This is a genomic window from Serratia nevei (assembly GCF_037948395.1).
In the GTDB taxonomy this organism is placed as follows: Bacteria; Pseudomonadota; Gammaproteobacteria; order Enterobacterales; family Enterobacteriaceae; genus Serratia; species Serratia nevei.
On record NZ_CP149940.1, the window covers coordinates 2,836,624 to 2,859,741 of the forward strand.

Here is a 23,118-nt window from a genome sequence, read left to right on the forward strand (position 1 = left end):
CAACCAAAACCCAAGGGGCACGCTTCGGCGCGCCCCTTTCTATTTACCCCACCGTGGCGGCTTCCGCCTGCTCCTTACTCTGAATCAGTTTCAGCGCCAGATACAGGTCCGGCACCAAAATCAGCTCTTTGTCGCGCCCTAAGCGGTTGATACGGAACCAGCGCGTCAGCTCGGTGCGTCGTCCCGCCAGCACCAGCTTAACATTACGCTGTAACAGGTCGCGTTTCAGCTCGTCGATGGCCGCCAGCACGCTGATATCGGCATGGGTAAAACTGGCTACCGCATCCACCACCACCCAGCGCGGCTGGAACGGCGTGCCGTCGACCAAATTGAGAATACGGCGTTTGAAGTACGCCACGTTGAAATAGGTCAGCGGTGAATTGAAGCGATACATCATGACGCCAGGTACCGCCTTCACCCCATTGTTGTTGCCCATGGAGTGGATCATGCCTTCGTCGTTGACGCCCAGCAGCTGCTCCGTCGGCCGGAAGACGGTGCGCAGAAACTGCATTAGCCCCAGCAACACCGCCAGCCCGATGCCGCTGATCACCCCCACCAGCAGCACGCTGAGGAAGGTAAACAGCGCCAGGCGAAACGCCTGCGCGTTGCGGCGGCGCAAAACCCAGATGCCGCGAATGTCCAGCAGCGACCAGGCCGCATACATCAGCACCACGCCCAATCCTGCCACCGGAATAAACTGCAGCGGCGCCATCAGGAACAGCAAGACGAAGGCGATGACCGCAGCGGCGATGACCGACACCAGCTGGCTCTTGCCGCCGTTGGCGTCATTCACCGCGGTGCGCGAGTCCGCACCGCTGATGGCGAAACCTTGCGACAGCGCGGAGACGATATTCACCAGCCCCAGCGCACGAAACTCGGCGTCGGCGTTCACCTCATAACCGTTCTTGGCGGCAAAGCTGCGGGCGGTGAGCATCATGCTGACAAAACTCACCACCGCCAGGTTAAGCGCCGGGATCACCATGTCGCGCAGCAAGCCGGGCTGGAAGTCCGGCCACTGGACGATCGGCAACACGCCGCTGAAACCGCCCACCGTCACCACGCCATGCTGCTGCAGGCCGCCGGCCCAGGTGACGAACGCCGCCAGCACGATGGCAAACAGCGGTGCCGGCCAGTTAGGCCGCCATTTTTTAAATCCGAGCAGCGTCACCAGCGTCAACAACGACACCGCCATCGTCAACCAGTCGCTGTGCAGCAGGTTGCCGGGCAGCGCGTAGATGCGCTCGATCAGCTGCGCCGGGCGCACCGTGAATCCCAACACCTTGCCGATCTGATCGACGATGATGGTGATCGCCACCCCGTTCAGCAGCCCGCTGAGGATCGGCCGCGACAGCAGATCCGCCAGCGCCCCCAGCTTGAACCGGCTGGCCAGCAGGCACCAGCCGCCCATCATCGCGGTCATCATGATGGTCAGCTGCCAATGGCGCTCCATATTACCCGCCGCCAGCGGCGTCACCACCGCGGCGATCACCGCACAGGTGGCGGCGTCGGGCCCGACGATCAGCTGGCGCGACGAGCCGAACAGCGCATAGGCCACCATCGGCAAGATACAGGAATAGAGCCCCACCACCGGGCTGACCCCGGCCAGCTCGGCATAGGCGATGGCCACCGGCAAGGCGACGGCGGCGACGGAAAGGCCGGCGCGAATATCCGGCTTGAGCCAGCTGCGTTGATACCCCAATAAATGCGTCAAACCCGGCGTCAAGGCCTGGAGAGATTTCCACTGCATGCTGTTTTCCGCGGTAAATTATCTGGTTATTATGACACTTACTATGCGGCCTGCGGCCCGCACTGGCAATGTGCCCGCGCTTTCTTGCGTAAGTTTATGCAAATTCCTGCTTTCGCGGCAGAAATCCGCCGGCCAAACGCCGATAATCGGCAACGCCCGGCGGTACACAGAGCTCGCCGAATCCGGTATAGTCGGCCGATGAACAGATGATGGATTGATTTATGAAGCAGTTTCTTGATTTCCTCCCGCTAATTGTCTTTTTCGCTTTTTACAAGCTGTACGACATTTACGTCGCTTCCGGCGCGTTAATTGTCGCCACCGCGCTGGCGCTGGTGTTCACCTGGGTGAAATACCGCAAGGTCGAGAAGATGACGCTGATCACCTTCCTGATGGTGCTGGTGTTCGGCACCCTGACGCTGGTGTTCCACAACGATTTGTTCATCAAATGGAAGGTCACGGTGATTTACGCGCTGTTCGCGCTGGCGCTGCTGATCAGCCAATGGGTGCTCAAAAAACCGCTGGTTCAACGCATGCTGGGCAAAGAGCTGACGCTGCCGGACAAAGTGTGGAGCAACCTCAACCTGGCCTGGGCGGTCTTCTTCCTGGCCTGCGGCCTGGCGAACATCTATGTCGCCTTCTGGCTGCCGCAAAGCGTCTGGGTCAATTTCAAAGTCTTTGGCCTGACGGTGCTGACGCTGGTCTTCACCCTCCTCAGCGGTATCTATATTTACCGGCACATGCCGGAAGAACAGAAAAAATAGTTACAAAATTGTTAATGCCTGCGGCGCTTGCCGCGGGCAGTATGATGTTATTCCCTCCTTTTAAAAGCAGACTGCTATGACACAACAACGACCTTTACCCAGCGGCGAGCTGGTGCTGCGCACGCTGGCCATGCCGGCCGATACCAATGCCAACGGTGATATCTTCGGCGGCTGGCTGATGTCGCAAATGGACATCGGCGGCGCCATCCAGGCAAAAGAGATCGCCGAAGGGCGCGTGGTGACCGTGCGCGTGGACGGCATGACCTTCCTGAAACCAGTGGCGGTCGGCGACGTGGTTTGCTGCTATGCGCACTGCATCCGCACCGGGCGCAGCTCGATCACCATCAATATCGAAGTGTGGGTCAAGAAAGTCTCTTCCGCGCCGATCGGCCAGCGCTACCGGGCGACCGAAGCGGTGTTCACCTATGTGGCGGTCGATGCGGAAGGCAACTCGCGCGCGCTGCCTGAGGGCAAAATGAATTTCCGCGTTGGCTTCGAAGAATAAGCCGGCGGCTGTACCGCAAATACAAAAAGGGTCGCCGAGGCGACCCTTTCTTTTTGGGTGGTTACCGGACTCAGTTCACTTCGGTCGTGCCGTTCAGCTTGAAGCGGATAGTGACGGTGCGATCTTTCGCTTCTTTGGCCTCATAGCGCCATTTACGCATCGCCTGCTTCACTTCACGCTCGAACATATTGCGCGGCTCGGCCGACAAGATGCGCACGTTGCTGACGCGCCCGTCGCTGTCGATATCGAACTGTACCCGCACGTTGCCTTCGATCTGCAAAGCCTGGGCCCGCGGCGGATAGAGCGGATTGGCGCGGCTGATCGGTCTTGGCCCGACTTCGCGCGAGTTGCCCTGCACCGGCGCGGCAGGCGCCTGTTTCACCGGCGCTTTATCGATCGGTTTGGCCGGTGAATCGTTGTTGAACGGCGACGGCTCGCGCGGCTCAACCTTCTTCGGCTCCGGTTTAACCTGTTTTTCGACCTTCGGCTTCGGCTTAGGCTTCGGTTTCGGCTTGACCGGCTCGGGTTTCACGATCGCCTTCGGCGGCGGCTCCACGATAGGTTCCGGTTCTGGCTCCGGCTCAGGTTCGACCTGCGGCGGCTCCGGCTCGGCCGGCGCCGGTGGCGGCGGCTCGGCCATCGCGGCGGTGTTGACCATCATGACGCTGATCGGCGCGTCCTCTGGCTTCGGCAGCTCCACCACTTCTTTTACAGAAGCGTAAAGCAATCCCGCCACCAGGGCGCTGTGCAGGCCTACGGACAAGACGAAAGGCACGGATATACGGCGATTAAGGAACATCTTTTTTAGCGGCATAATGATTCTGTTTCCTCTGGTTCGCCAAGTTTAAATGCAAATAGCAATCATATTCAATAACGAAAGGCAAACTATCGCTTTAATCGTCAGTCTGCGCGGCTAAAACCAGCAAACTCATAAGGATATTAACCTCACCGTTGCTTTTTTATCGCCGGAACAACACGCTTCATTAACGTTTGGCCGGGCGTCAAAAAATAAAAAACCCGCCGTAGCGGGTTGATTGCGGTGATTAAGCGTTATTCTTCATCACCATAGTAAAGCACGCCCAGCTTAATCAGCGGCCGCCCTTGCGCCTTGCGGTGCAGGTTGGTGTCGCGCAGCGAATAGACGCAGCCGCAGTATTCCTGCTGATAGAAGCGTTCGCGCTTGCTGATCTCTATCATGCGCGACGAACCGCCCTTCTTGCGCCAGTTGTAATCCCAGTACACCAAATCGGGATATTTTTCCGCCGCCCGGATGCCGCAGTCGGTGATCTGCTGCATGTTCTTCCAGCGCGAAATGCCCAGCGAGCTGGAGATGGTGTCGTAACCGTGCTCATGCGCATACAGCGCCGTGCGCTCGAAACGCATGTCAAAACACATGGTGCAACGAATCCCGCGCTCCGGCTCATTCTCCATCCCCTTGGCGCGGGCGAACCAGTTGTCGGTGTCGTAATCGGCATCGATGATCGGCACCCCGTGCTGCTCGGCGAAACGGATGTTCTCTTCCTTGCGCAGCAGATACTCTTTTTGCGGGTGAATGTTAGGGTTATAGAAGAAAATGGCGTACTCGATCCCGGACGCCTGGATCGCTTCCATCACCTCGCCGGAACAGGGCGCGCAGCAAGAGTGCAGCAGCAGTTTACTTTTGCCCGCCGGCAAATCGAGTTTTTCCCTTACCAGTTCCGTCATATCCTCACCTCAATGGCATATCAGTTTAAGCGCGCCGCACTATACGAATAAAAAGTAGCGGCTTCAAGGTATAAGCGCCAATCCGCCGGGAAATTCGCCGCGCACCGTTCCCCTGCCGCGCCTTTTGCGCTACCTTGGTAGCACCGTTTTATAGCCATGATTTTAAAGGTGAAACATGCTTTATCTGATCTACGCGCAAGACGTCCCCAACTCGCTGGAAAACCGTCTGGCGGTGCGCCCGGCACACCTGGCGCGCCTGCAGGCGCTGCGCGACGCCGGCCGCCTGGTGGTCGCCGGCCCTAACCCGGCCATCGACAGCAACGATCCCGGCGCCGCCGGCTTTACCGGTTCGACGGTGATCGCCGAATTCGAGTCGCTGGCGCAAGCCCAGGCCTGGGCGCAGCAGGATCCCTATATCGCCGCCGGCGTCTATGCCGACGTGACGGTGAAGCCGTTCAAACAGGTGTTCTGATCTCCAGCCCTCCCAATACCGGGAACGCCCGTTCGCGCGCCGTTCCCGGATCAATGCGTGCTCTCACCCTAACCCGTCGGTAGAAAAAATGCCCTCCCTCCAGGGGCTGTCGCGTCGCCTGCCTATACTCTTCTGAACCCGCGGCATCGCCGCGAACTCAGGAGATCGACCGATGCGACTCGACGTACACGCCCACCTGTGGAGCACAGAGTATCTGGATCTTTTGCAAGCGCATGGCGTGCATGAAGTTGCCGCCTATCGGCACCTGGGCGCCGGCCGCACCGAGCGCGAGCTCGACGCGCGTTTCGCCCTGCTGGATAAGGCCGGCATCGACATGCAAATCCTGTCGGCGACGCCGCTGTCGCCGCATCTGGAAGACGAGCAGGCGGCCGTTGATGCCGCGCGCCGGATCAATGATGAATATGCGGAGCTGGTAGCGCGTTATCCCACCCGCTTCCGGGCTATCGCTTCCTTGCCGCTGCCGCATATCGACGTTGCGTTACGCGAGCTTGAAAGGGCCTTTACCCAGCTCAATATGCTGGGCGCCTGCATCACCACCTCAGTGCTCGGGTTGTCTATCGCCAACCCGCTGTTCGAGCCGCTCTATCAGGAACTCAACCGCCGCCACAGCGTGTTGGCCATTCATCCCGCCGGCCGCGGCGCGCACTCGCCGCTCATCGCCGACTACGCCTTGACCTGGTCGATCGGCGCGCCGATCGAAGACACGGTCGCCGCCATGCACTTTATCCTCAACGGCCTCCCTCAACGCTTTCCGGAGATGAAAATCATTGTGCCGCATCTGGGCGGCCTGCTGCCGATGACGCTGGAACGCCTCGACCAGACCGTCGCGTGGGAGGCGCCGAATACGCCGGAACCCCCAAGCCGCGCCGCCCTGCGCATGTGGTACGACACGGTAGGCCACGATCAGGTGCCCGCACTGCAAGCGGCGGCAGCGACGTTCGGCGCACAGCGGTTGCTGTTCGGCACCGATTTTCCGTTCCAACCAGGCGACCTGTTTCAAACCACGGTAGACTACATCCGGCGAGCAGGTTTGCCGGAGGAAGAGGTGAACGCCATTTTGGATCGCAATGCGGCAGCGCTGTTTGGGCTGGGTACAAACTGACACGTCAAGGCTCAGTGAGCCCCTGTGCCGCCCATCAGGTGTCGTGCGCCGCGTTATATGACCAGTTTTCCCCGCACCACCACCTTGCCCGGCTTGATTTCGGGGTCGGCAATGCGGCGGATCGCCAGATTCAACGCTTGCCAGGCGATCTCTTGCAAATCGTGTGACACGCAGGGGAAATGAAAACCGTAGATCTCGGCATGTGAAACCTCATCGATGCTGAACAGCGACACGTCCTGCATCAACGGCAGCCGATGCTCGATGCAGGACTTGATGATACCCAGGGAGATCTGGTTATTGCAGCCAACGAAAAAGTCCGGCGCGCGGTTATTGGCCAGCCAACGGCTCGTCTCTTGCCAGGCGACATCCATAAAGAAATCGGCATACAGCACTTCAAGCGACGCCACCTTGCCTTGTAATGCCGCTTGCAAGCCAGTGACCCTGTCACGCGCCACGTTGGAATTTTCCGGCCCGGAGACCACCACCACCCGCTGCGCCTTCTGTTCCAGCAGCCAGCGCCCCGCCTGGAGGCCGCAGTCCAGGTTATCGATATACACCCCGCTGCAGTGGCGATTGTCCAGCTCCCGGTCGATCAGCACCACCGGAATATTCAAGGTTTCCAACCGTTTTAGGTAGGAAGGCTGGTACAAATGATCGTTGGAAATGACCGAGAGAATGATCGCATCGACGTTGTAGCCAATCAGTTTGTCGATGATTCTGTCTTCGCTTTCCTGAGACTCATAGGAGTCGAACACCAGGGTGTCATATCCCATTTTTTGCGCTTCAAGCGTCATCAGCCGCGTCAGGCCGCCAAAGAACGGGTTGGCCATATCAGGGTTGACGATGCCGATGGTTCTGCTGCTTTTTGCCCGCAGGTTGCGCGCCGCGGCATTGACCACATAGCCGAGCTCGGCAGCGGTCTCCCGAATGCGGCGCAGCGTTTCCGGATGAACCTTGTCCGGCTGTGAAAATGCCCGCGACGCGGTGATTTTACTGACGTTTGCCTGTGCGGCGACGCTAGCCAGCGTCGCTTTCCGTCCTCGATCCCCTGCCAAATGCAGCTCCTTAGCCTTAAGGTATCATTTTGTATCATTTTTAGCATCATGACAGAACTTGGTTCATGGCGCTAATGGTTTACGCCGGCAAGACGATTAATCCGGGGATCGGTAAAAATATCCAGCTCATCACGGCTCTCGGAAGAAAACTCGGACACCACGGCGCCCTGCTCGCCAGCCTGGAACCAGTGCCGGGTATTGGGCGCGATGGTATATTGCTCGCCGGGCCGCAAAAGGATATAGCGATTGCAGGTATACCACGGCTCCGCGCCCTCGGGTACCCGGCATACCGGTTCGCCGCCGGCGTCATTAAGCGTCAGGTTTTCATCATCGACAAACAGGAACACCGCGCCCCAACGGCAGCGGAAAGTCTCTTGCTTGCCGGGCGTGCCGGCGAAAGGAGGATGCAAATGTTCCGGGCAGGTTTGCCCCGGAAACAGCACCAGCTCTTTCGCACAATACCGCGGTGAGTTGACGTAGGTCAGCAGCTGCAGCCCTGACACGGGATAGTCGGCCAGGCCAAATGTTGCAATTTCAATACGTTGCTGCTCTTCATCGGTCAGGACAATGTCCGCCTGGCGCAAATATCCCAGCGTAGCGGCTCTGGCGCTTTGGTGTATCTTCATCATTTCCCCCTGCAAAGTAACGGTATCGATATCAACGCGCTGATATTAAAACCGTCATTGCCCCGCCGATTTTGTGATCGCTATCCCCATATTGAATAACAACCCACCAGCAAAATTAACCCCCGTCGAGTAATTCCAACATTGATCACAGTTTAACCACTCGCTTTGGCCCAATATCGCCTCACTAAAATGATACCGTTACCATAAAAATGATTCACCAGGAGGCCATATGAAAGCATTAGTGTTGGCGAAGGCGGGAGAAATCGCTATCGAGGACGTCCAGCTTGCCGAGGCGTTGGGGCCCGATGATGTACAGATAAAAATTCATTCCGTAGGCATTTGCGGCAGTGATGTGCACTATTACCAGCATGGCCGCATTGGCCCGTTCGTGGTTAACGCCCCGATGGTGCTCGGCCATGAAGCCTCCGGGGTGGTGCTCGCGACAGGTAAAAACGTCACTCACCTCAGCGTCGGCGATCGCGTTTGCATGGAGCCCGGCATTCCCGATCTCAACTCTGCCCAGACGCGCGCCGGTATTTACAACCTTGACCCGGCCGTTCGCTTCTGGGCGACGCCGCCGGTGCACGGCTGCCTGCGCGAAACCGTCATCCACCCTGCCGCCTTCACGTTCAAATTGCCGGACAACGTCAGTTTCGCTGAAGGCGCCATGGTGGAACCCTTGGCCATCGGCATGCAAGCGGCCACCAAAGCCGGGATCAAACCCGGCGATATCGCCCTGGTGATCGGCGCCGGGCCGATCGGCGTGGTCACCGCCCTCGCGGCGCTGGCGGGCGGCTGCTCGGACGTCATTATTTGCGACCAGTTTGACGAGAAACTCGCCGTGGCGGCCAGTTACGAGGGGCTGCACGCCGTCAATATCAAAACCGGCGACCTGGCGGGGAAAGTGGCCACGCTCACCAGCGGCAATGGCGCCGATGTCGTGTTTGAATGCAGCGGCGCAAAACCGGCTATCGCAACGCTGGCCGAACATGCGGCGCCAGGGGCGACCGCGGTGCTGGTCGGCATGCCGATCGATGCCGCGCCGCTGGATATCGTCGCCGCGCAGGCCAAGGAAATCACCTTCAAGACCATTTTCCGCTACGCCAACATGTACCCGCGCACGCTGCGGCTGTTGAGCAGCGGCAAGTTGCGCGTCCAGCCGTTGATAAGCCAAACCTACAAGTTCTCCGACAGCGTGGCCGCCTTCGAGCGCGCGGCGGCGGGACATGCCTCGGACATCAAAATCATGCTGGAGATGGAGTAATCCTATGACGCTCTATGCTGGCATAGACTGCGGTACGCAAGGCACGAAAGTCGTGATTGTCGACAGCACACAGGGCGCGATCCTCGGTGAGGGCAATGCCCCTCACCGTCTCATCAGCCAAGCCAATGGCCGGCGCGAACAAGAGGCCAACTGGTGGATTGAGGCGTTAGTCATCGCTTTTCGCCAAGCAGTGACTAACGCCGGCGTTGATGCGCGGGAGATTCATGCTCTGGGGGTATCGGGCCAACAACATGGGTTTGTGCCGCTGGACGCAGACGGCAACGTGCTGCACAGCGTCAAGCTGTGGTGCGATACCGAAACCGCGGAAGAAAACGCACGGCTCCTGCAACAGCTCGGCGGCGCCAACGGCTCGCTGGAAACGCTCGGTTTGCGGCTCGCCACCGGCTATACCGCGTCAAAAATCCTTTGGTTCAAGACGCACCATCCGGCGCTGTGGGCAAAACTGCACACCGTGCTGCTGCCCCATGACTACTTGAACTTCTGGCTGACCGGGGAGCGCGTAGCAGAATATGGCGACGCTTCCGGCAGCGGGCTGTTCGATGTACGCACCCGTAGCTGGAGCAAAACCGCCGTCGAGCTCATCGATGACAGCGGCCGCCTGTGGCAAGCTTTGCCGCCGCTCAAAAGCGCGGAGTGCTGCATCGGCACGGTGCGCCCCGCCGCGGCGGAAAAACTCGGCCTCGGCCCAACGGTGCGGGTATCGACCGGCGGCGGCGACAACATGATGGCGGCCATCGGTTCCGGCAACATCGAGGCCGGCACCCTCACCCTGAGCCTGGGCACCTCCGGCACGCTGTTCGCCTGGTCTGCCGCCCCCGTCGCGGCGGAATCGGACATGATTGCCGGCTTCTGCTCCAGCACCAACGGGTGGCTGCCCTTGATTTGCACCATGAATGTCACCTCGGCCACCACCGCAGTGCAAACGCTGCTGGATGAAGATCTTGCCGGCTTTAACGCGTTGTTGGCGCAGGCCTCGCCCGGCGCAGGCGGTGTCGAAATGCTGCCGTTCTTCAATGGCGAACGCGTTCCGCCGCTGCCCCACGCGCGCGCCAGCCTGCATAACCTCGACAGCGACAACTTTACCCGCGCCAATCTCTGCCTGGCGGTAGTCGAAAGCGCCACGTATGGGTTGCGCTATGGCATCGAGCTGTTTCGCCGTCAGGGCATCGAAGCGCGCGAAATCCGCCTCACCGGCGGCGGCGCCCGCAGCGCCGCCTGGCGACAAATCGTCGCGGACGTGATGGGCTGCCCGGTGGTCTGTCTGAAAGCCAAAGAGACCGCCGCGCTGGGCGGCGCCATTCAGGCGATGTGGGCGACAATGTTGGCTGACGATCCGCGCCGGAACGCCGGCGCGTTGCTGGCCGAACTGTGCCAACGCTTCGTTGCGCTGGATGAGGCCACGCGCACACGGCCAAACGCCGGCAGACAGGCACAATACGAGACGCTTTATCAACGGTACCTGCAACGCTTGCAGCAGACCTACCCGGAGGTGCAACTGTGACGCAAGATCCCCATACGCCAGCGCCCGCCTACCTGCTGGAGGTCAGCGGCGTCAAAAAAGCCTTTGGCCCGGTCGTGGCGCTCAAGAATGCGGAGTTTTGCCTGCGGCGCGGATCCATCCATGCCCTGTGCGGCGGCAACGGCGCGGGCAAATCCACCTTTCTCAGCATTCTGATGGGCTTTATTCAACCCGATGGCGGCGATATTTTTATCAATGGCCAACGCTGTGAATTTCATCACCCTCGGGAAGCCCTCAACGCCGGCATCGCCATCGTGCAGCAGGAACTGAGCGCGATCCCGGATCTGACGGTGGCCGAAAACATTTGGCTGGGCCGCGAGCCGAGACGCTTGGGGTTCGTCGACTTCGCAACGCTCAACCAGCGCACAACCCGCCTGCTCAAAGAACTCGATTTCAAGATCGACGCCCGAGAAAAAACGCGCAACCTGAGCGTCGCCGAGCAACAGCTGGTCGAGATCGCCAAGGCGCTGTCGCATGCTAATGCCGACATCATCATCATGGATGAACCCACCTCGGCGATTGGCGAAGAGGATGCGCAGAAAATCTTTCAGACGCTTCAGCAACTGGCGGCGAAAGGTAAAGGCATTATCTACGTCTCTCACCGTTTGTCAGAGATATTCCAAATCGCGGACAGCTACACCATCTTCCGCGACGGCGCCTACATCCATGAAGGCTATATCGCCGACATCACCCGTGAACAGCTGATCGAACACATTATTGGCGGCGAGTACGACAGCGAGTTCGCCAAATTCAATCAGCCTGGCGAAGAGGTTTTGCTGGAGGTCAACAACCTGTGTTGGCGCAGCAAGATAAAAGATATCAGCCTGCAGCTTAAGCACGGTGAGATCCTGGGCATCTATGGTCTGGTGGGCTCGGGGCGCAGCGAGTTTCTCGATCTTATCTTCGGCATTCAGCATGCCGACAGCGGCACGATCCGCTTGGGTGACAAGACGCTGAACCGCCACTCTCCGCGCAAGGCCATCGACAGCGGTATTGCCTACGTAACGGAAGATCGCAAGGAAACCGGCCTGGTGCTGTGCCGCTCCGTCAGTGAAAACATCAATATCGCCTCTTTTGCCGCCATCAGCCGGATGGGGTTTGTCAGCGAGAAACGAGAGCAGGTGCGGACCCGCGACATGATCCAGCGCTTCAACGTTAAAACCCATGACGGCGAACAGCCGGTGGGCAACCTGAGCGGCGGCAACCAGCAAAAGGTCGTGCTGGGCCGTTGGGCGCTGCTGGATCCGGAGGTTTTGCTGCTCGACGAGCCGACGCGCGGTATCGACGTCGGGGCCAAGAAAGAGATCTATCGATTTATGTCGGAGTTCGCCTTGCAAAACAAAGGGATCATCATGGTTTCCTCCGAGCTTTCGGAAATTATCGGCATGAGCGATCGCATATTGGTGTTTCGTGACGGGCAGTTGGCCGGCGAGCTTTCGGCAGCCGATGCGACCCAGGCAGCACTGATGAAACTTGCGGTTTAACAGAGAGAGAAAAAAATGAGCAGCGCCCACTCCTTATCACCAGGAATTTCATTTTTCACCCGCAATAAGCGCCGCATGCACAAATACGGCATTATCATCGCCTTTTTCGCCCTGTGCCTGATCGTGGCGCTGATTGGCGAATATCAGGTCGCTCAGGGGGCCTGGAGCAGCAACTATTTTCTCAGCAATGAAAACACCCTGATCGTCCTGCGCCAGGTCTCGATCAACGGCATTCTGGCCATCGGCATGACCTTCGTCATTATCACGGCCGGGGTCGATCTCTCCGTGGGATCGGTGCTGGCGCTAAGCGGGATCGTCGCCGCCCGCTTCGCTACCAACAACAGCGGATTGGCTATCGGCGATACCGCGACCGCCGTCATGGCACCGCTGATTGTGGCGCTCGGTATCGGCATCGTTTGCGGCTTGGTGAACGGCACCGTGTTAGCCCGCTACCGCCTGCAGCCGTTTATCGTCACCATGGGCATGCTCTCCGCGGCGCGCGGTTTAACCATGTTGACCACCAACGGCAATCCGGTATCGCAATTGAACAGCGATTTCCGCTGGTTGGGCAATGGCTATGTCGGCGGCGTTCCGGTGCCCGTCATCATCTTCATCGTGCTGTTCGCCCTCGCCTGGCTCGTGCTGAATAAAACCCTCTTCGGGCGCTACATCTACGCCGTCGGCGGCAACCCGAAAAGCGCGCGCACCTCGGGGATTAACGTCACCCGCATCAAAATACTGGTGTATACGCTGTGCGGCGCGCTGGCCGGCATCGCCGGCCTGATCCTCACGGCGCGCACCGGCTCGGCGCAGACCAACGCCGGTGCTGGGTATGAGCTGGACGCCATCGCGGCGGTGGTGATCGGCGGCACCAGCATGGCCGGCGGCGTCGGTACGCTGGTCGGCACCTTCTTCGGCGTGCTGATTATCGGGGTGATGAATAACGGCCTCGATCTGCTCGGCGTGCAATCGTATTACCAACAGATTATCAAAGGCGCATTGATCGTTCTTGCCGTCTTGCTCGACCCCTCGCGTAAGCAACAGCGCGATTAATAACATCAGACCCAACTCTACCAGGAGAAAACCATGAATAAGACCAAGATAGCGTTGTTTGCCTCAGCCATGATGCTGGGTAGCCTGTCGGCAGCTCAGGCCGCCCCGGTTAAAATCGCGGTATTGATGTACGGCAACAAAGCCGAGTTCGTGCAATTGATGGAAAGGTTCGGCAAGGAACACCCGGCGGTGAAAAGCGGCGAAGCCGTGCTGACCTTCTACGATGGACGTTATGATGCATCGGTGCAAAACGATCAGGCCGCCACCGCTATCCAGACGCGCGCCGATGCCATTATCGTCAACCCTATGGATTTTGAGGCCAATATCGATATCGTCACTAATGCCAACGAAGCCAAAATCCCGGTGGTGGTCACCAACGCGCGCCTGAACACGGACGCGATGACGTCTGAAGTGGTGTCTAATGACGAGTTGGGGGGGTATCTGGAAGCCAAAGCCGTCCTGGACAAACTCGACTGCAAGAACCACAAGGTGAACGTGGTGATTATCGAAGGCCCGAAAGGCGGCAGCGGCGAGATCCAGCGCGGTAAGGGCAACGATAAAGCGATTGCCGAGTGCGGCGCCGGCCAGGTCACGGTACTTGAGCGCAAAACGGCCAACTGGTCACGCGCGGAAGCGCAGCCGCTGATGGAAAACTGGCTGCAGAAACACCGGGGTAAAATCAACGGCGTGATCGGCCAAAATGACGAGATGGCGCTGGGTGCTATCGAGGCGATCAAAGGCGCCGGCCTGAATGTGAAAGACTTCGCGATTGCCGGCGTTGACGGCGTTTCCGACGCGATTCATGCGGTGCAGGCCGGTGAAATGGTCTCTATCCTGCAAGATGCCAAAGGCCAGATGCAGGGGTCCATCGACGTCGCGCTGCGCGCCGTGAAAGGTGAAAGCTATCAACCTCAGTCGGATATCTGGAAGCAGTACGCCAAGGATCTGAAATGGGAGGGCGGCACGCAGAAGCATTACTACATTCCGTGGACCGTCGTTACCGCAGAGAACGCTCAAGCGCTGTTGGATGCCCGCAAATAATCCCCCGCCCCCTGGCTCCAGGGGGCCCTGCTATGGCACTTGTCTGCAAAAAAAAAGCCAGCACGGAGTGGCTGGCTTAAAGGTTCTTCGAGGGAATATCTTGTTCGATAAACATACGCCTTTCGCCGCCCCCTTGACTAACTATCAGTGTGATAGGCGCCGCCGTCTGAGACTATTTTTTGCCGTTGCATGGTAAAGCGCCGCCGCTGACCTACACTTGAGCCGTAGTCAAGATGCAGTTACGGGTCGTTTTTATCTTCCAAAAGGAATAATTATGAAGGCAACTAAATATCTCTTGGCACTGCTGGCGTTCACCTCATTCTCTTCCCTGGCGGCAATTGAAATCACTCGGGAAGAGGCGGCGAAACATACCGAGATCGGTCCGGTGACCATTTCACAAGACGGCGACGACACCGTGGGGATCGACCATGCGCGTCTGTCGAAAGCGGTAGATGAAAAAGGCGGTAAGTATTACGTCATTATCGGCCGCGAGGGGAAAACCACCTTCGAAACCATCAATGCGATAGCCTATAAATAATCAGGCTTAGCCCGCGGCAGGCTGCTTCCTGCCGCTTGTCCCTGCGTTTACTTGTCGCCGCCCGTCAATATCAATGCCTGCATATCGGCGAACATCGTTTGCCATTCCGCCTGGTCGATATCCATCAAACCAAAGTAACGCAGCATAAAGGCGCCTTCGGTGGCGAGAAACGCCAGGCGCGCGCGCTTGCCGTCTTCGGTCGTCAAATCCAAACCGGCGATGCGGCTGCGATACCATTCGCGCGTGCTCGCCAGATGCTCCGGCGTTTGAATTAACGTTGCCATCAGCCCGGCGGCCTTGGCGCTGGAGGCCTGATCCGAACTGTGGGTGGCCAGCATATGCGCCCGCACGGCGGTCGGCGGCGAAGGCTCGTCGCCGGCAATCGCCGTGAACAGCGTCTCATAGGCACTGCCCCAGCGATCGAACATGGCATCGATAAGGGCGTCTTTGCTGCCGAAACAATACTGCACCCCGCCCTTGGAGATCCCCATCGCTTTGGCGACGGCGTCGATGGTCAAGCCGGCGGCGCCCTGGGTGGCGACGATCTCTTCGGCGGTGTCCAAAACCTTGTCGCGATCGATGCTGCGTTGACGTCCCATTAAGAAACCCTTCTTTTCAATACGAACGTATGGATATATATTATCATCAGTATACCACCCGGCATCGCCGGTGGGTTACCCCAATGGCGGCGTCTCCGCGCCGCCCACGTTAACTGGATATGAATTATGTACGCCAAGAACCGCTGGTTGATCCTGACGATGGTCGCCAGCGCCCTTTTCCTGATCGTCATCGATATGACGGTGTTATATACCGCCCTGCCGCGCTTAACCCAGGCGCTGGACGCCAGCGCCTCACAAAAACTCTGGATCGTCAACGCCTACCCGCTGGTGGTGGCCGGCCTGCTGCCCGGCGCCGGCATGCTGAGCGACCGCATCGGCCATAAGCGGCTGTTTCTCGCCGGGCTGCCGGTGTTTGCCGTCGCGTCACTGTGCGCCGCGTTCTCGCCCACCGCCGAGTGGCTGATCGCCGCCCGGGTGTTCCTCGCCGTTGGCGCGGCAATGATGATGCCCGCCACGCTGTCCATCGTGCGCCACGTCTTTACCGACGAACGCGAACGCGCGCTGGCAATCGGCATCTGGGCCTCGGTGGCCTCCGGCGGCGCGGCCATCGGCCCGGTGGTCGGCGGCCTGCTGCTGGAGTATTTCTGGTGGGGGTCGGTGTTCCTGATCAATGTGCCGGTCGTACTGCTGGTCTGGCCGCTGGCGTGGAAACTGATCCCGCGCTGCGGTGGCGATAACCCGCGCCCTTCGGACATCGTCGGTTCGGTGCAGATCATGATGGGTCTGGTCGGCGCCATCTATGCGCTGAAGGAGCTGAGCAAGCCGACGCCTGATGTGAGCGCCTTGCTTGTGGCGGCCCTGATCGGCGTGTTGTTCCTGGTGCTGTTCGTGCGTCGTCAGCAGCGCAGCGCCCACCCGATGATCGATTTCTCCCTGTTCCGCAACCGGCTGTTCGCAGGCGGCATCGGCGTGGCCCTGCTGTCGATGGTGGCGCTGATCGGCGTCGAGCTGGTGCTCAGCCAACGCCTACAGCTGGTGCTCGGCCTCAGCCCGCTGCAGGCGGCGCTGTTTATTTTGCCGATCCCGCTGGCCTCGGCGCTGGCGGGGCCCGTAGCCGGCCTGCTGTTGCCGCGCTACGGCGAACGCAGCATCATCCTCGGCGGCTTTGTCCTGACTACCCTCGGCATCGCCGGTCTTGCCGTGTGGTACCAGAGCGGCATGGCGCCGCAATTGGTCAGCCTGGCGCTGGTGGGCTTTGGCCTCGGCGGCGTGATCACCGCCGCTTCTACCGCCATCATGCTGAACGCGCCGGAGGAGAAATCCGGCATGGCGGCGTCCATCGAAGACGTCTCCTACGAACTGGGTGGCGTACTGGGCGTGACGCTGCTCGGCGGGTTGATGACGGCGGTTTACAGCCACAGCCTGGCACTGCCGGCGGAGCTGCCGGTCAGCGATTTGGCCTACGACAGCATCGACGAAGCCCTGCGGCTGGCGGCCGGGCTGGCGGCCGATCGCGCGCAGCAGCTGACGCAGCTGGCGCGTCTGGCCTTTGATCGCGCGTTTATTACGGTGCTGATCGCCGCCGCATTGCTAATGGCGCTGGGCGCCGGCGCGGTGAAACTGGCGCTGCGCAAGTAACCGATAAAAGCGGCTTTTTTCGCCTGCGGATCCTGCGTAAACTGATTCGGCAATTTGCTCGACGGATTTATCGTCATCGGTTTTAGCGATGGCAATAATGCCTGTTATCGTGTTTAACCCTGCGATAAATCCGGTTACTGTAACAGCTATGGAAATTGATTCTGTCTACTATCGGAACAAATAATCAGGAGAAGATTATTATGGCAACGGCAAAGAAAGCAGCGAAAACCCATATCGGCCTCGACAGTAAACAATCGGCAAAACTCGCCGAGGCGCTGAACGCGCTGTTGGCGAACTATCAGGTGCTGTATATGAACGTGCGCGGCTATCACTGGAATATTACCGGCCCGCAGTTCTTTGAGCTGCACGCGAAATTCGAAGAGACATATAACGATCTGCTGACCAAGGTGGATGAGCTGGCGGAACGTATTCTGACGCTGGGCTCGCAGCCGCGTCACGCTTTCAGCGACTATCTGAAAACCGCCGACATCAAGGAACACACCAACGTGACCGATGATAAAGGCACGCTGCGCGGCCTGTTGGAAGGGTATTCAATCTTGCTGCAGCAGCAGCGTGAACTGCTGACGGTAGCGGCAGACGCCGGTGACGAAGGCACCGCGTCGCTGATGAGCGATTACATCAAAGAGCAGGAAAAACAGGTCTGGATGCTCAACGCCTATCTGGGCAAATAACCCAGGCGCCATAACAAAACAGTCCCTCACGGGACTGTTTTCGTTTTACCACTCGCAGGATACCGCAAACAGCAGCGCGCGCCGATGCTGATCGTCCAGGCGGCGCCGCACCCGGATAATATGGCGATTGCTGCACGACTGGCGTTCCAGCCAGCGATGCCGGCGGCGTTGGCTCTGCCGCAACATGCGCCAGCGGCCCACTTCATTTCTACTGCGTCTCATAATTCCGTCACTCGTTCGTCTAATGCCAACCGCGGGCATTATAGCCCTTTCCGCCCGTGATCCAAGCCGCAGTTATCGGCGGCACAGCGGGCGCCACGCGGGTAAAAGCCGCCCTTTCATTTTCAGCAAGTGCCTTAACTTCATCATATTTATGTAACATAAGCGCCGATAAAAGGTTTCGCCTTGACCGATCTGTGCGTACACTCATCATTGGTGGTTTGCGAACGGGATTTTTCGCCTTTATGACAACATTTTATACCGTAATCAGTTGGCTCATGGTGTTCGGCTACTGGCTGCTGATCGCCGGCGTGACGATGCGCATTTTGATGAAACGCCGTGCGGTTCCCTCTGCCATGGCCTGGCTGCTGGTTATCTACATACTGCCGCTGTTCGGCATCGTGGCCTATTTATCGTTCGGCGAGCTGCATCTGGGCAAGCGCCGGGCCGAGCGCGCCAAGGCCATGTGGCCGTCAACCGCCCGCTGGCTGAAGGAGCTGAAAGAGAGTCGCCGCATCTTCGCCACCGAGTACAGCGAGGTCGCCGAACCGCTGTTCCAGCTGTGCAACCGCCGCCAGGGCATCGACGGCGTCAAGGGCAACCAGCTGCAGCTGCTCACCACCACCGACGACACGCTGAAAGCGCTGATCCGCGACATCGAACTGGCGCGGCACAACATCGAAATGGTGTTCTATATCTGGCAGCCCGGCGGCCTGGTCGATCAGGTGGCCGAATCGCTGATGGCCGCCGCCCGACGCGGCGTACACTGCCGCCTGATGCTCGACTCCGCCGGCAGCCTGCAATTTTTCCGCAGCCCCTACCCGGCGATGATGCGCAACGCCGGCATCGAAGTGGTCGAGGCGCTGAAAGTCAACCTGCTGCGCGTATTTCTACGCCGCATGGACCTGCGCCAGCACCGCAAGGTGGTGCTGATCGACAACTACATCGCCTATACCGGCAGCATGAACATGGTCGATCCGCGCTACTTCAAGCAGGATGCGGGCGTCGGCCAATGGATCGATCTGATGGCGCGCATGGAAGGCCCGGTGGCCACCACCATGGGCATCGTCTATGCCTGCGACTGGGAGATTGAAACCGGCAAGCGCATTCTGCCGCCACCGCCGGACGTCAACATCATGCCGTTCGAGCAGGAAAGCGGCCATACCATTCAGGTGATCGCCTCCGGCCCCGGCTTCCCCGAGGAGATGATCCACCAGGCGTTGCTGACCGCGGTCTATTCCGCCCGCGAGCAGCTGATCATGACCACGCCGTACTTCGTGCCAAGTGACGATCTGCTGCACGCCATTTGCACCGCCGCCCTGCGCGGCGTCGAGGTCAGCATCATCGTGCCGCGCGACAACGATTCGATGATGGTGCGCTGGGCCAGCCGCGCGTTCTTCTCCGAGCTGCTGGAGGCCGGGGTTAAGATCTATCAGTTCGAAGGCGGCCTGCTGCATACCAAGAGCGTGCTGGTGGACGGCCAGCTCAGCCTGGTCGGCACCGTCAATCTGGACATGCGCAGCCTGTGGCTGAATTTCGAAATCACGCTGGTGATCGACGATGACGGCTTCGGCAGCGATTTGGCCTGCGTGCAGGAAGATTACATCGCCCGTTCCCAGCTGCTGAACGCCAAAGAGTGGCTGAAGCGGCCGTTCTGGCATCGCCTGGTCGAGCGCCTGTTCTACTTTTTCAGCCCGCTGCTGTAAAAGCCGCGGCGAGCGTGCTTTAATAGCGCCAAATCATTTGTTATCAGGATTTTTTTATGGATTTGAATAACCGCCTTACCGAAGACGAAACGCTGGAACAGGCCTACGACATCTTCCTCGAATTGGCCGGCGACAATCTGGATCCGGCGGATATTCTGCTGTTCAACCTGCAGTTTGAAGAGCGCGGCGGCGCCGAACTGTACGATCCCTCCGAAGACTGGAGCGAGCACGTGGATTACGACCTGAACCCGGACTTCTTCGCCGAGGTGGTGATCGGTCTGGCGGACAGCGACGGCGAGCCGATCAACGACGTGTTCGCCCGCGTGCTGATCTGCCGTGAGAAAGACCACAAGCTGTGCCACATTCTGTGGAAAGAGTGATTCGCCGTTAGCGCATCGGATAAAAAAAGCCCCGCTCATTCAGCGGGGCTTTTTGTTGCCGACTAGCGGCACATTACAGCGGATCGACCTTCAGGCAGGACACCGCGTGGCGGAAACTGCCCTCCAGCAGCGGACGCGTCTTGGCGCACTCCGGCCCGGCTATCGGGCAGCGGGTGCGGAACACGCAACCGGTCGGCGGGTTGATCGGCGAAGGCAGCTCCCCTTCCAACAGCTGGATCTGCTTCTCCTTCTCCTTGTCCGGATCCGGGATCGGCACCGCAGACATCAGCGCTTTGGTGTAAGGGTGCTGCGGGTTGTGGTACACCTCGTCATAGGTGCCCAGCTCCACCGCATGGCCCAGATACATCACCAGCACGCGATCGGAAATGTGCTTCACCACCGCCAAGTCGTGGGCGATAAAGATCAGTGACAGGCCCATTTCGCGCTGCAGCTGCTGCAACAGGTTCACCACCTGCGCCTGAATCGATACGTCCAGCGCGGAGACCGGCTCGTCGCAGATCACCAGCTTCGGCTCGAGGATCAGCGCGCGTGCGATGCCGATACGCTGGCACTGGCCGCCGGAAAACTCGTGCGGGTAGCGGTTGATCAGGTTAGGCAGCAGGCCGACCTTCAGCATCATTGCCTTGACCTTGTCCTTCACTTCCTGACGCGGCATTTTCGGGTAGTAGGTGCGCAGCGGCTCGGCGATGATCTCGCCGATGGTCATGCGCGGGTTGAGCGAAGCCAGCGGATCCTGGAAGATCATCTGAATATCGCTGCGGGTTTTGCGCCAGTCGGCGTCGCTCATGCCCAGCAGATCTTTCCCCAGCCAGGCAACGCGCCCGCTGGTGGCCTTCACCAGGCCGATGATGGCGCGCGCGAAGGTGGATTTGCCACAGCCGGATTCGCCGACCACGCCCAGGGTTTCCCCCTCGAACAGCCGCAGCGTGACGCCATCGACCGCTTTCAGGGTTTTCGGCGGCTGCCAGAACCACTGTTTATCGTCATGAATGTCGAAGTGCACTTTCAGATCGGCCACTTCGAGCAGCACTTTCTTGTCGGTTACCGCTGTCATACCAACGCCTCCACCGGTTTAAAGCAGGCGCGCAGGCGCCCTTCCCCAAATTGCTCCAACGGCGGAGCGCTCGCGCACTGCTCCATGGCGTACGGACAGCGCGGCTGGAACGGGCAGCCTTTCGGCAACCGCAGCAGGTTCGGCGGGTTGCCGGGAATGGTCAGCAACGCTTCGCCTTCGGCATCGAGACGCGGCACCGCGTTCAACAGACCGATAGAGTACGGGTGGCTCGGCTGGTAGAACACCTCGCGCGCACTGCCGTATTCCATGGTGCGGCCGGCGTACATTACCAGCACCTTGTTGCAGATGCCGGCCACCACGCCCAGGTCGTGGGTGATCATGATGATGGCGGTGTTGAACTCGCGCTTCAGCTCGTTGAGCAGCGTCATGATCTGCGCCTGAACGGTAACGTCCAGCGCGGTGGTCGGTTCGTCGGCAATCAGCAGCTTTGGCCGACACAGCAGCGCCATGGCGATCATCACGCGCTGGCGCATGCCACCGGAAAACTCATGCGGATACATGCGCATGCGCTTGCGCGCTTCCGGCATTTTCACCGCGTCGAGCATGCGTACCGACTCTTCAAAGGCTTCGCTTTTGCTCATTTTCTTATGCAGCATCAGCACTTCCATCAGCTGTTCGCCAACGCGCATATAAGGGTTGAGCGAGGTCATCGGGTCCTGGAAGATCATCGAGATCTCTTCTGCCCGCAGCTTGTTGAGCTGATTTTCCGGCAGGTTGAGGATTTCACGGCCGTTGAATTTGGCCGAGCCGCCGATGCGGCCATTGCTGGCCAGCAGGCCCATCAGAGCGAACGCTGTCTGCGATTTACCGGAGCCGGACTCACCGACGATGCCCAGCGTTTCCCCGGCGCGCAGGTCGAAGTTCAGATCGTTCACCGCCGTCACGTCGCCGTCCGGGGTGGAGAACGTGACGCGCAGGTCTTTCACGTCCAGCAGCGGCGACGTTTTGACCCCGGCGCCGGTTTGCAGTTGAGGATGTTCAATGGTGCTCATGATTGCACTCCTTAACGATCTTTCGGGTCGAGGGCGTCACGCAGGCCATCGCCGATAAAGTTGAAACAGAACAGAGTGACAACCAGGAAACCCGCCGGGAACAGCAGCAACCACGGTGAAACTTCCATTGAGTTGGCGCCGTCGCTGAGCAATGCGCCCCAACTGCTGAGCGGCTCCTGCGTGCCCAGCCCCAGGAAACTGAGGAAGGATTCGAACAGGATCATGCTCGGCACCAGCAGCGACGCATACACCACCACCACGCCGAGCACGTTCGGCACGATATGGCGCAGCACGATATTGCGCGTGGAGACGCCGCACACCAGCGCCGCTTCGATGAATTCCTTACGCTTCAGGCCGAGGGTTTGGCCGCGCACGATACGCGCCATATCCAGCCACGACACCATGCCGATCGCCACGAAGATGAGCAGGATGTTCTGGCCGAAGAAGGTCACCAGCAGGATCACGAAGAACATGAACGGGAAGGAGTTGAGGATCTCCAGCAGGCGCATCATCACCGAGTCGACCTTGCCGCCCAGATAGCCGGACATTGCGCCGTACAGGGTGCCCACCACCACCGCCACCAGCGCCGCCGCCACGCCGACCATCAGCGAGATGCGCCCGCCGATCGCCACGCGCACCAGCAGATCGCGCCCGGAGGAGTCAGTGCCGAAATAGTGCCCCGATTCCACGCTTGGGGCGGCGGACATCATCGCCCAGTCGGTATCGTCGTAGGCAAACTGCGACAGCATCGGCGCCAGCGCCACAAACAGCGTGATCAGCACCAGAATAAACAGGCTGCTGACCGCCGCGCGGTTGTGCATAAAGCGCCGACGCGCGTCTTGCCACAGGCTGCGCCCTTCCACTTCCAGCTTCTCGCTGAAGTTTTCCAGAGCTTCGCTGTTCTTTTTAGTCAACATCATTC

General features: G+C 59.5%; 24 protein-coding genes. 14 read left to right on the top strand and 10 right to left on the bottom strand.

Annotation, left to right across the window (positions count from 1 at the left end; all coding sequences use genetic code 11):
- Nucleotides 1-43: 43 nt before the first annotated feature.
- Nucleotides 44-1,747 carry a SulP family inorganic anion transporter gene (locus V8N38_RS13605; RefSeq protein WP_038877273.1) on the bottom strand — a complete coding sequence of 568 codons (1,704 nt, stop codon included), beginning with the start codon at nucleotides 1,745-1,747 and terminating at the stop codon, nucleotides 44-46.
- A gap of 221 nt (nucleotides 1,748-1,968) precedes the next feature.
- Here V8N38_RS13605 and V8N38_RS13610 point away from each other — a divergent pair, with 221 nt between their 5' ends.
- Complete coding sequence (locus V8N38_RS13610; RefSeq protein WP_004932082.1) at nucleotides 1,969-2,508, top strand: septation protein A; 540 nt, start codon at nucleotides 1,969-1,971, stop codon at nucleotides 2,506-2,508.
- A gap of 76 nt (nucleotides 2,509-2,584) precedes the next feature.
- Nucleotides 2,585-3,013 (top strand): acyl-CoA thioester hydrolase YciA, encoded by a 429-nt coding sequence (gene yciA / locus V8N38_RS13615; RefSeq protein WP_004932085.1) that lies wholly within the window; start codon nucleotides 2,585-2,587, stop codon nucleotides 3,011-3,013.
- A 70-nt stretch (nucleotides 3,014-3,083) separates the two neighbouring features.
- On the opposite strand, the gene tonB is transcribed toward yciA, so the two are convergent.
- The gene (gene tonB / locus V8N38_RS13620) at nucleotides 3,084-3,827 is read right to left on the bottom strand and encodes a TonB system transport protein TonB (RefSeq protein WP_049271333.1); all 744 of its coding nucleotides are present in this window, start codon (nucleotides 3,825-3,827) and stop codon (nucleotides 3,084-3,086) included.
- A gap of 236 nt (nucleotides 3,828-4,063) precedes the next feature.
- Complete coding sequence (locus tag V8N38_RS13625) at nucleotides 4,064-4,717, bottom strand: epoxyqueuosine reductase QueH (RefSeq protein WP_025303057.1); 654 nt, start codon at nucleotides 4,715-4,717, stop codon at nucleotides 4,064-4,066.
- 175 nt (nucleotides 4,718-4,892) lie between these two features.
- Here V8N38_RS13625 and V8N38_RS13630 point away from each other — a divergent pair, with 175 nt between their 5' ends.
- Both V8N38_RS13630 and V8N38_RS13635 read left to right on the top strand, forming a co-directional pair.
- Nucleotides 4,893-5,189 carry a YciI family protein gene (locus tag V8N38_RS13630; protein WP_033634770.1) on the top strand — a complete coding sequence of 99 codons (297 nt, stop codon included), beginning with the start codon at nucleotides 4,893-4,895 and terminating at the stop codon, nucleotides 5,187-5,189.
- A gap of 172 nt (nucleotides 5,190-5,361) precedes the next feature.
- Nucleotides 5,362-6,312, top strand: coding sequence for an amidohydrolase family protein (locus tag V8N38_RS13635; protein ID WP_060423783.1), 951 nt, complete (start codon nucleotides 5,362-5,364; stop codon nucleotides 6,310-6,312).
- A gap of 53 nt (nucleotides 6,313-6,365) precedes the next feature.
- Here V8N38_RS13635 and V8N38_RS13640 read toward each other — a convergent pair whose 3' ends face one another.
- Both V8N38_RS13640 and V8N38_RS13645 read right to left on the bottom strand, forming a co-directional pair.
- Nucleotides 6,366-7,367, bottom strand: coding sequence for a LacI family DNA-binding transcriptional regulator (locus V8N38_RS13640; RefSeq protein ID WP_147839882.1), 1,002 nt, complete (start codon nucleotides 7,365-7,367; stop codon nucleotides 6,366-6,368).
- A gap of 71 nt (nucleotides 7,368-7,438) precedes the next feature.
- On the bottom strand, nucleotides 7,439-7,993 hold the full coding sequence (locus V8N38_RS13645) for a D-lyxose/D-mannose family sugar isomerase (protein WP_080432897.1): 555 nt from the start codon (nucleotides 7,991-7,993) through the stop codon (nucleotides 7,439-7,441).
- Nucleotides 7,994-8,222: 229 nt separating this feature from the next.
- On the opposite strand from V8N38_RS13645, the gene V8N38_RS13650 reads away from it, so the two are divergent.
- The 6 genes from V8N38_RS13650 (at nucleotide 8,223) to V8N38_RS13675 (ending at nucleotide 14,913) form a co-directional block, all read left to right on the top strand.
- Nucleotides 8,223-9,257 (top strand): NAD(P)-dependent alcohol dehydrogenase, encoded by a 1,035-nt coding sequence (locus tag V8N38_RS13650; RefSeq protein WP_060423792.1) that lies wholly within the window; start codon nucleotides 8,223-8,225, stop codon nucleotides 9,255-9,257.
- A 4-nt stretch (nucleotides 9,258-9,261) separates the two neighbouring features.
- Nucleotides 9,262-10,779: a xylulokinase gene (gene xylB, locus V8N38_RS13655; protein ID WP_147839881.1), complete on the top strand. Its 1,518-nt coding sequence runs from the start codon at nucleotides 9,262-9,264 to the stop codon at nucleotides 10,777-10,779.
- Nucleotides 10,776-12,281, top strand: a complete 1,506-nt coding sequence (locus tag V8N38_RS13660) for a sugar ABC transporter ATP-binding protein (protein WP_147839880.1) — start codon at nucleotides 10,776-10,778, stop codon at nucleotides 12,279-12,281. Before xylB ends, V8N38_RS13660 begins: the two co-directional genes overlap by 4 nt.
- A 75-nt stretch (nucleotides 12,282-12,356) precedes the next feature.
- Nucleotides 12,357-13,334, top strand: a complete 978-nt coding sequence (locus V8N38_RS13665; protein WP_016927501.1) for an ABC transporter permease — start codon at nucleotides 12,357-12,359, stop codon at nucleotides 13,332-13,334.
- Nucleotides 13,335-13,367: 33 nt separating this feature from the next.
- On the top strand, nucleotides 13,368-14,375 hold the full coding sequence (locus V8N38_RS13670) for a substrate-binding domain-containing protein (RefSeq protein WP_060423804.1): 1,008 nt from the start codon (nucleotides 13,368-13,370) through the stop codon (nucleotides 14,373-14,375).
- Nucleotides 14,376-14,649: 274 nt separating this feature from the next.
- Nucleotides 14,650-14,913 (top strand): hypothetical protein, encoded by a 264-nt coding sequence (locus V8N38_RS13675; RefSeq protein WP_019452732.1) that lies wholly within the window; start codon nucleotides 14,650-14,652, stop codon nucleotides 14,911-14,913.
- Between the two features lie 47 nt (nucleotides 14,914-14,960).
- Here the strand turns inward: V8N38_RS13675 and V8N38_RS13680 are convergent, their stop codons facing one another.
- Entirely contained in the window at nucleotides 14,961-15,512 is a 552-nt protein-coding gene (locus V8N38_RS13680; protein ID WP_147839879.1) for a TetR/AcrR family transcriptional regulator, read from the bottom strand.
- 126 nt (nucleotides 15,513-15,638) lie between these two features.
- On the opposite strand from V8N38_RS13680, the gene smfY reads away from it, so the two are divergent.
- Complete coding sequence (smfY, locus tag V8N38_RS13685; protein WP_038877262.1) at nucleotides 15,639-17,111, top strand: multidrug efflux MFS transporter SmfY; 1,473 nt, start codon at nucleotides 15,639-15,641, stop codon at nucleotides 17,109-17,111.
- Nucleotides 17,112-17,311: 200 nt separating this feature from the next.
- Nucleotides 17,312-17,803 carry a Dps family protein gene (locus V8N38_RS13690; protein WP_004932132.1) on the top strand — a complete coding sequence of 164 codons (492 nt, stop codon included), beginning with the start codon at nucleotides 17,312-17,314 and terminating at the stop codon, nucleotides 17,801-17,803.
- 45 nt (nucleotides 17,804-17,848) lie between these two features.
- On the opposite strand, the gene V8N38_RS13695 is transcribed toward V8N38_RS13690, so the two are convergent.
- Complete coding sequence (locus V8N38_RS13695) at nucleotides 17,849-18,025, bottom strand: YciY family protein (RefSeq protein WP_025159792.1); 177 nt, start codon at nucleotides 18,023-18,025, stop codon at nucleotides 17,849-17,851.
- A gap of 242 nt (nucleotides 18,026-18,267) precedes the next feature.
- Here V8N38_RS13695 and cls point away from each other — a divergent pair, with 242 nt between their 5' ends.
- Together cls and V8N38_RS13705 are read left to right on the top strand one after the other, a co-directional pair.
- Nucleotides 18,268-19,728 (top strand): cardiolipin synthase, encoded by a 1,461-nt coding sequence (gene cls, locus V8N38_RS13700; RefSeq protein WP_038877257.1) that lies wholly within the window; start codon nucleotides 18,268-18,270, stop codon nucleotides 19,726-19,728.
- A gap of 56 nt (nucleotides 19,729-19,784) precedes the next feature.
- Nucleotides 19,785-20,108 carry an HI1450 family dsDNA-mimic protein gene (locus V8N38_RS13705; RefSeq protein WP_004932139.1) on the top strand — a complete coding sequence of 108 codons (324 nt, stop codon included), beginning with the start codon at nucleotides 19,785-19,787 and terminating at the stop codon, nucleotides 20,106-20,108.
- Nucleotides 20,109-20,181: 73 nt separating this feature from the next.
- Here the strand turns inward: V8N38_RS13705 and oppF are convergent, their stop codons facing one another.
- Genes oppF through oppC form a run of 3 tightly spaced genes read right to left on the bottom strand, consistent with a single transcriptional unit; the run spans nucleotide 20,182 to nucleotide 23,116 of the window.
- Nucleotides 20,182-21,183: a murein tripeptide/oligopeptide ABC transporter ATP binding protein OppF gene (oppF, locus tag V8N38_RS13710; protein WP_025303071.1), complete on the bottom strand. Its 1,002-nt coding sequence runs from the start codon at nucleotides 21,181-21,183 to the stop codon at nucleotides 20,182-20,184.
- Nucleotides 21,180-22,196: an ABC transporter ATP-binding protein gene (locus V8N38_RS13715; RefSeq protein ID WP_033634782.1), complete on the bottom strand. Its 1,017-nt coding sequence runs from the start codon at nucleotides 22,194-22,196 to the stop codon at nucleotides 21,180-21,182. The genes oppF and V8N38_RS13715 overlap by 4 nt, the downstream gene beginning before the upstream one ends.
- 11 nt (nucleotides 22,197-22,207) lie before the next feature.
- Nucleotides 22,208-23,116 (bottom strand): oligopeptide ABC transporter permease OppC, encoded by a 909-nt coding sequence (gene oppC, locus V8N38_RS13720; RefSeq protein ID WP_049199092.1) that lies wholly within the window; start codon nucleotides 23,114-23,116, stop codon nucleotides 22,208-22,210.
- Nucleotides 23,117-23,118 lie beyond the last annotated feature (2 nt).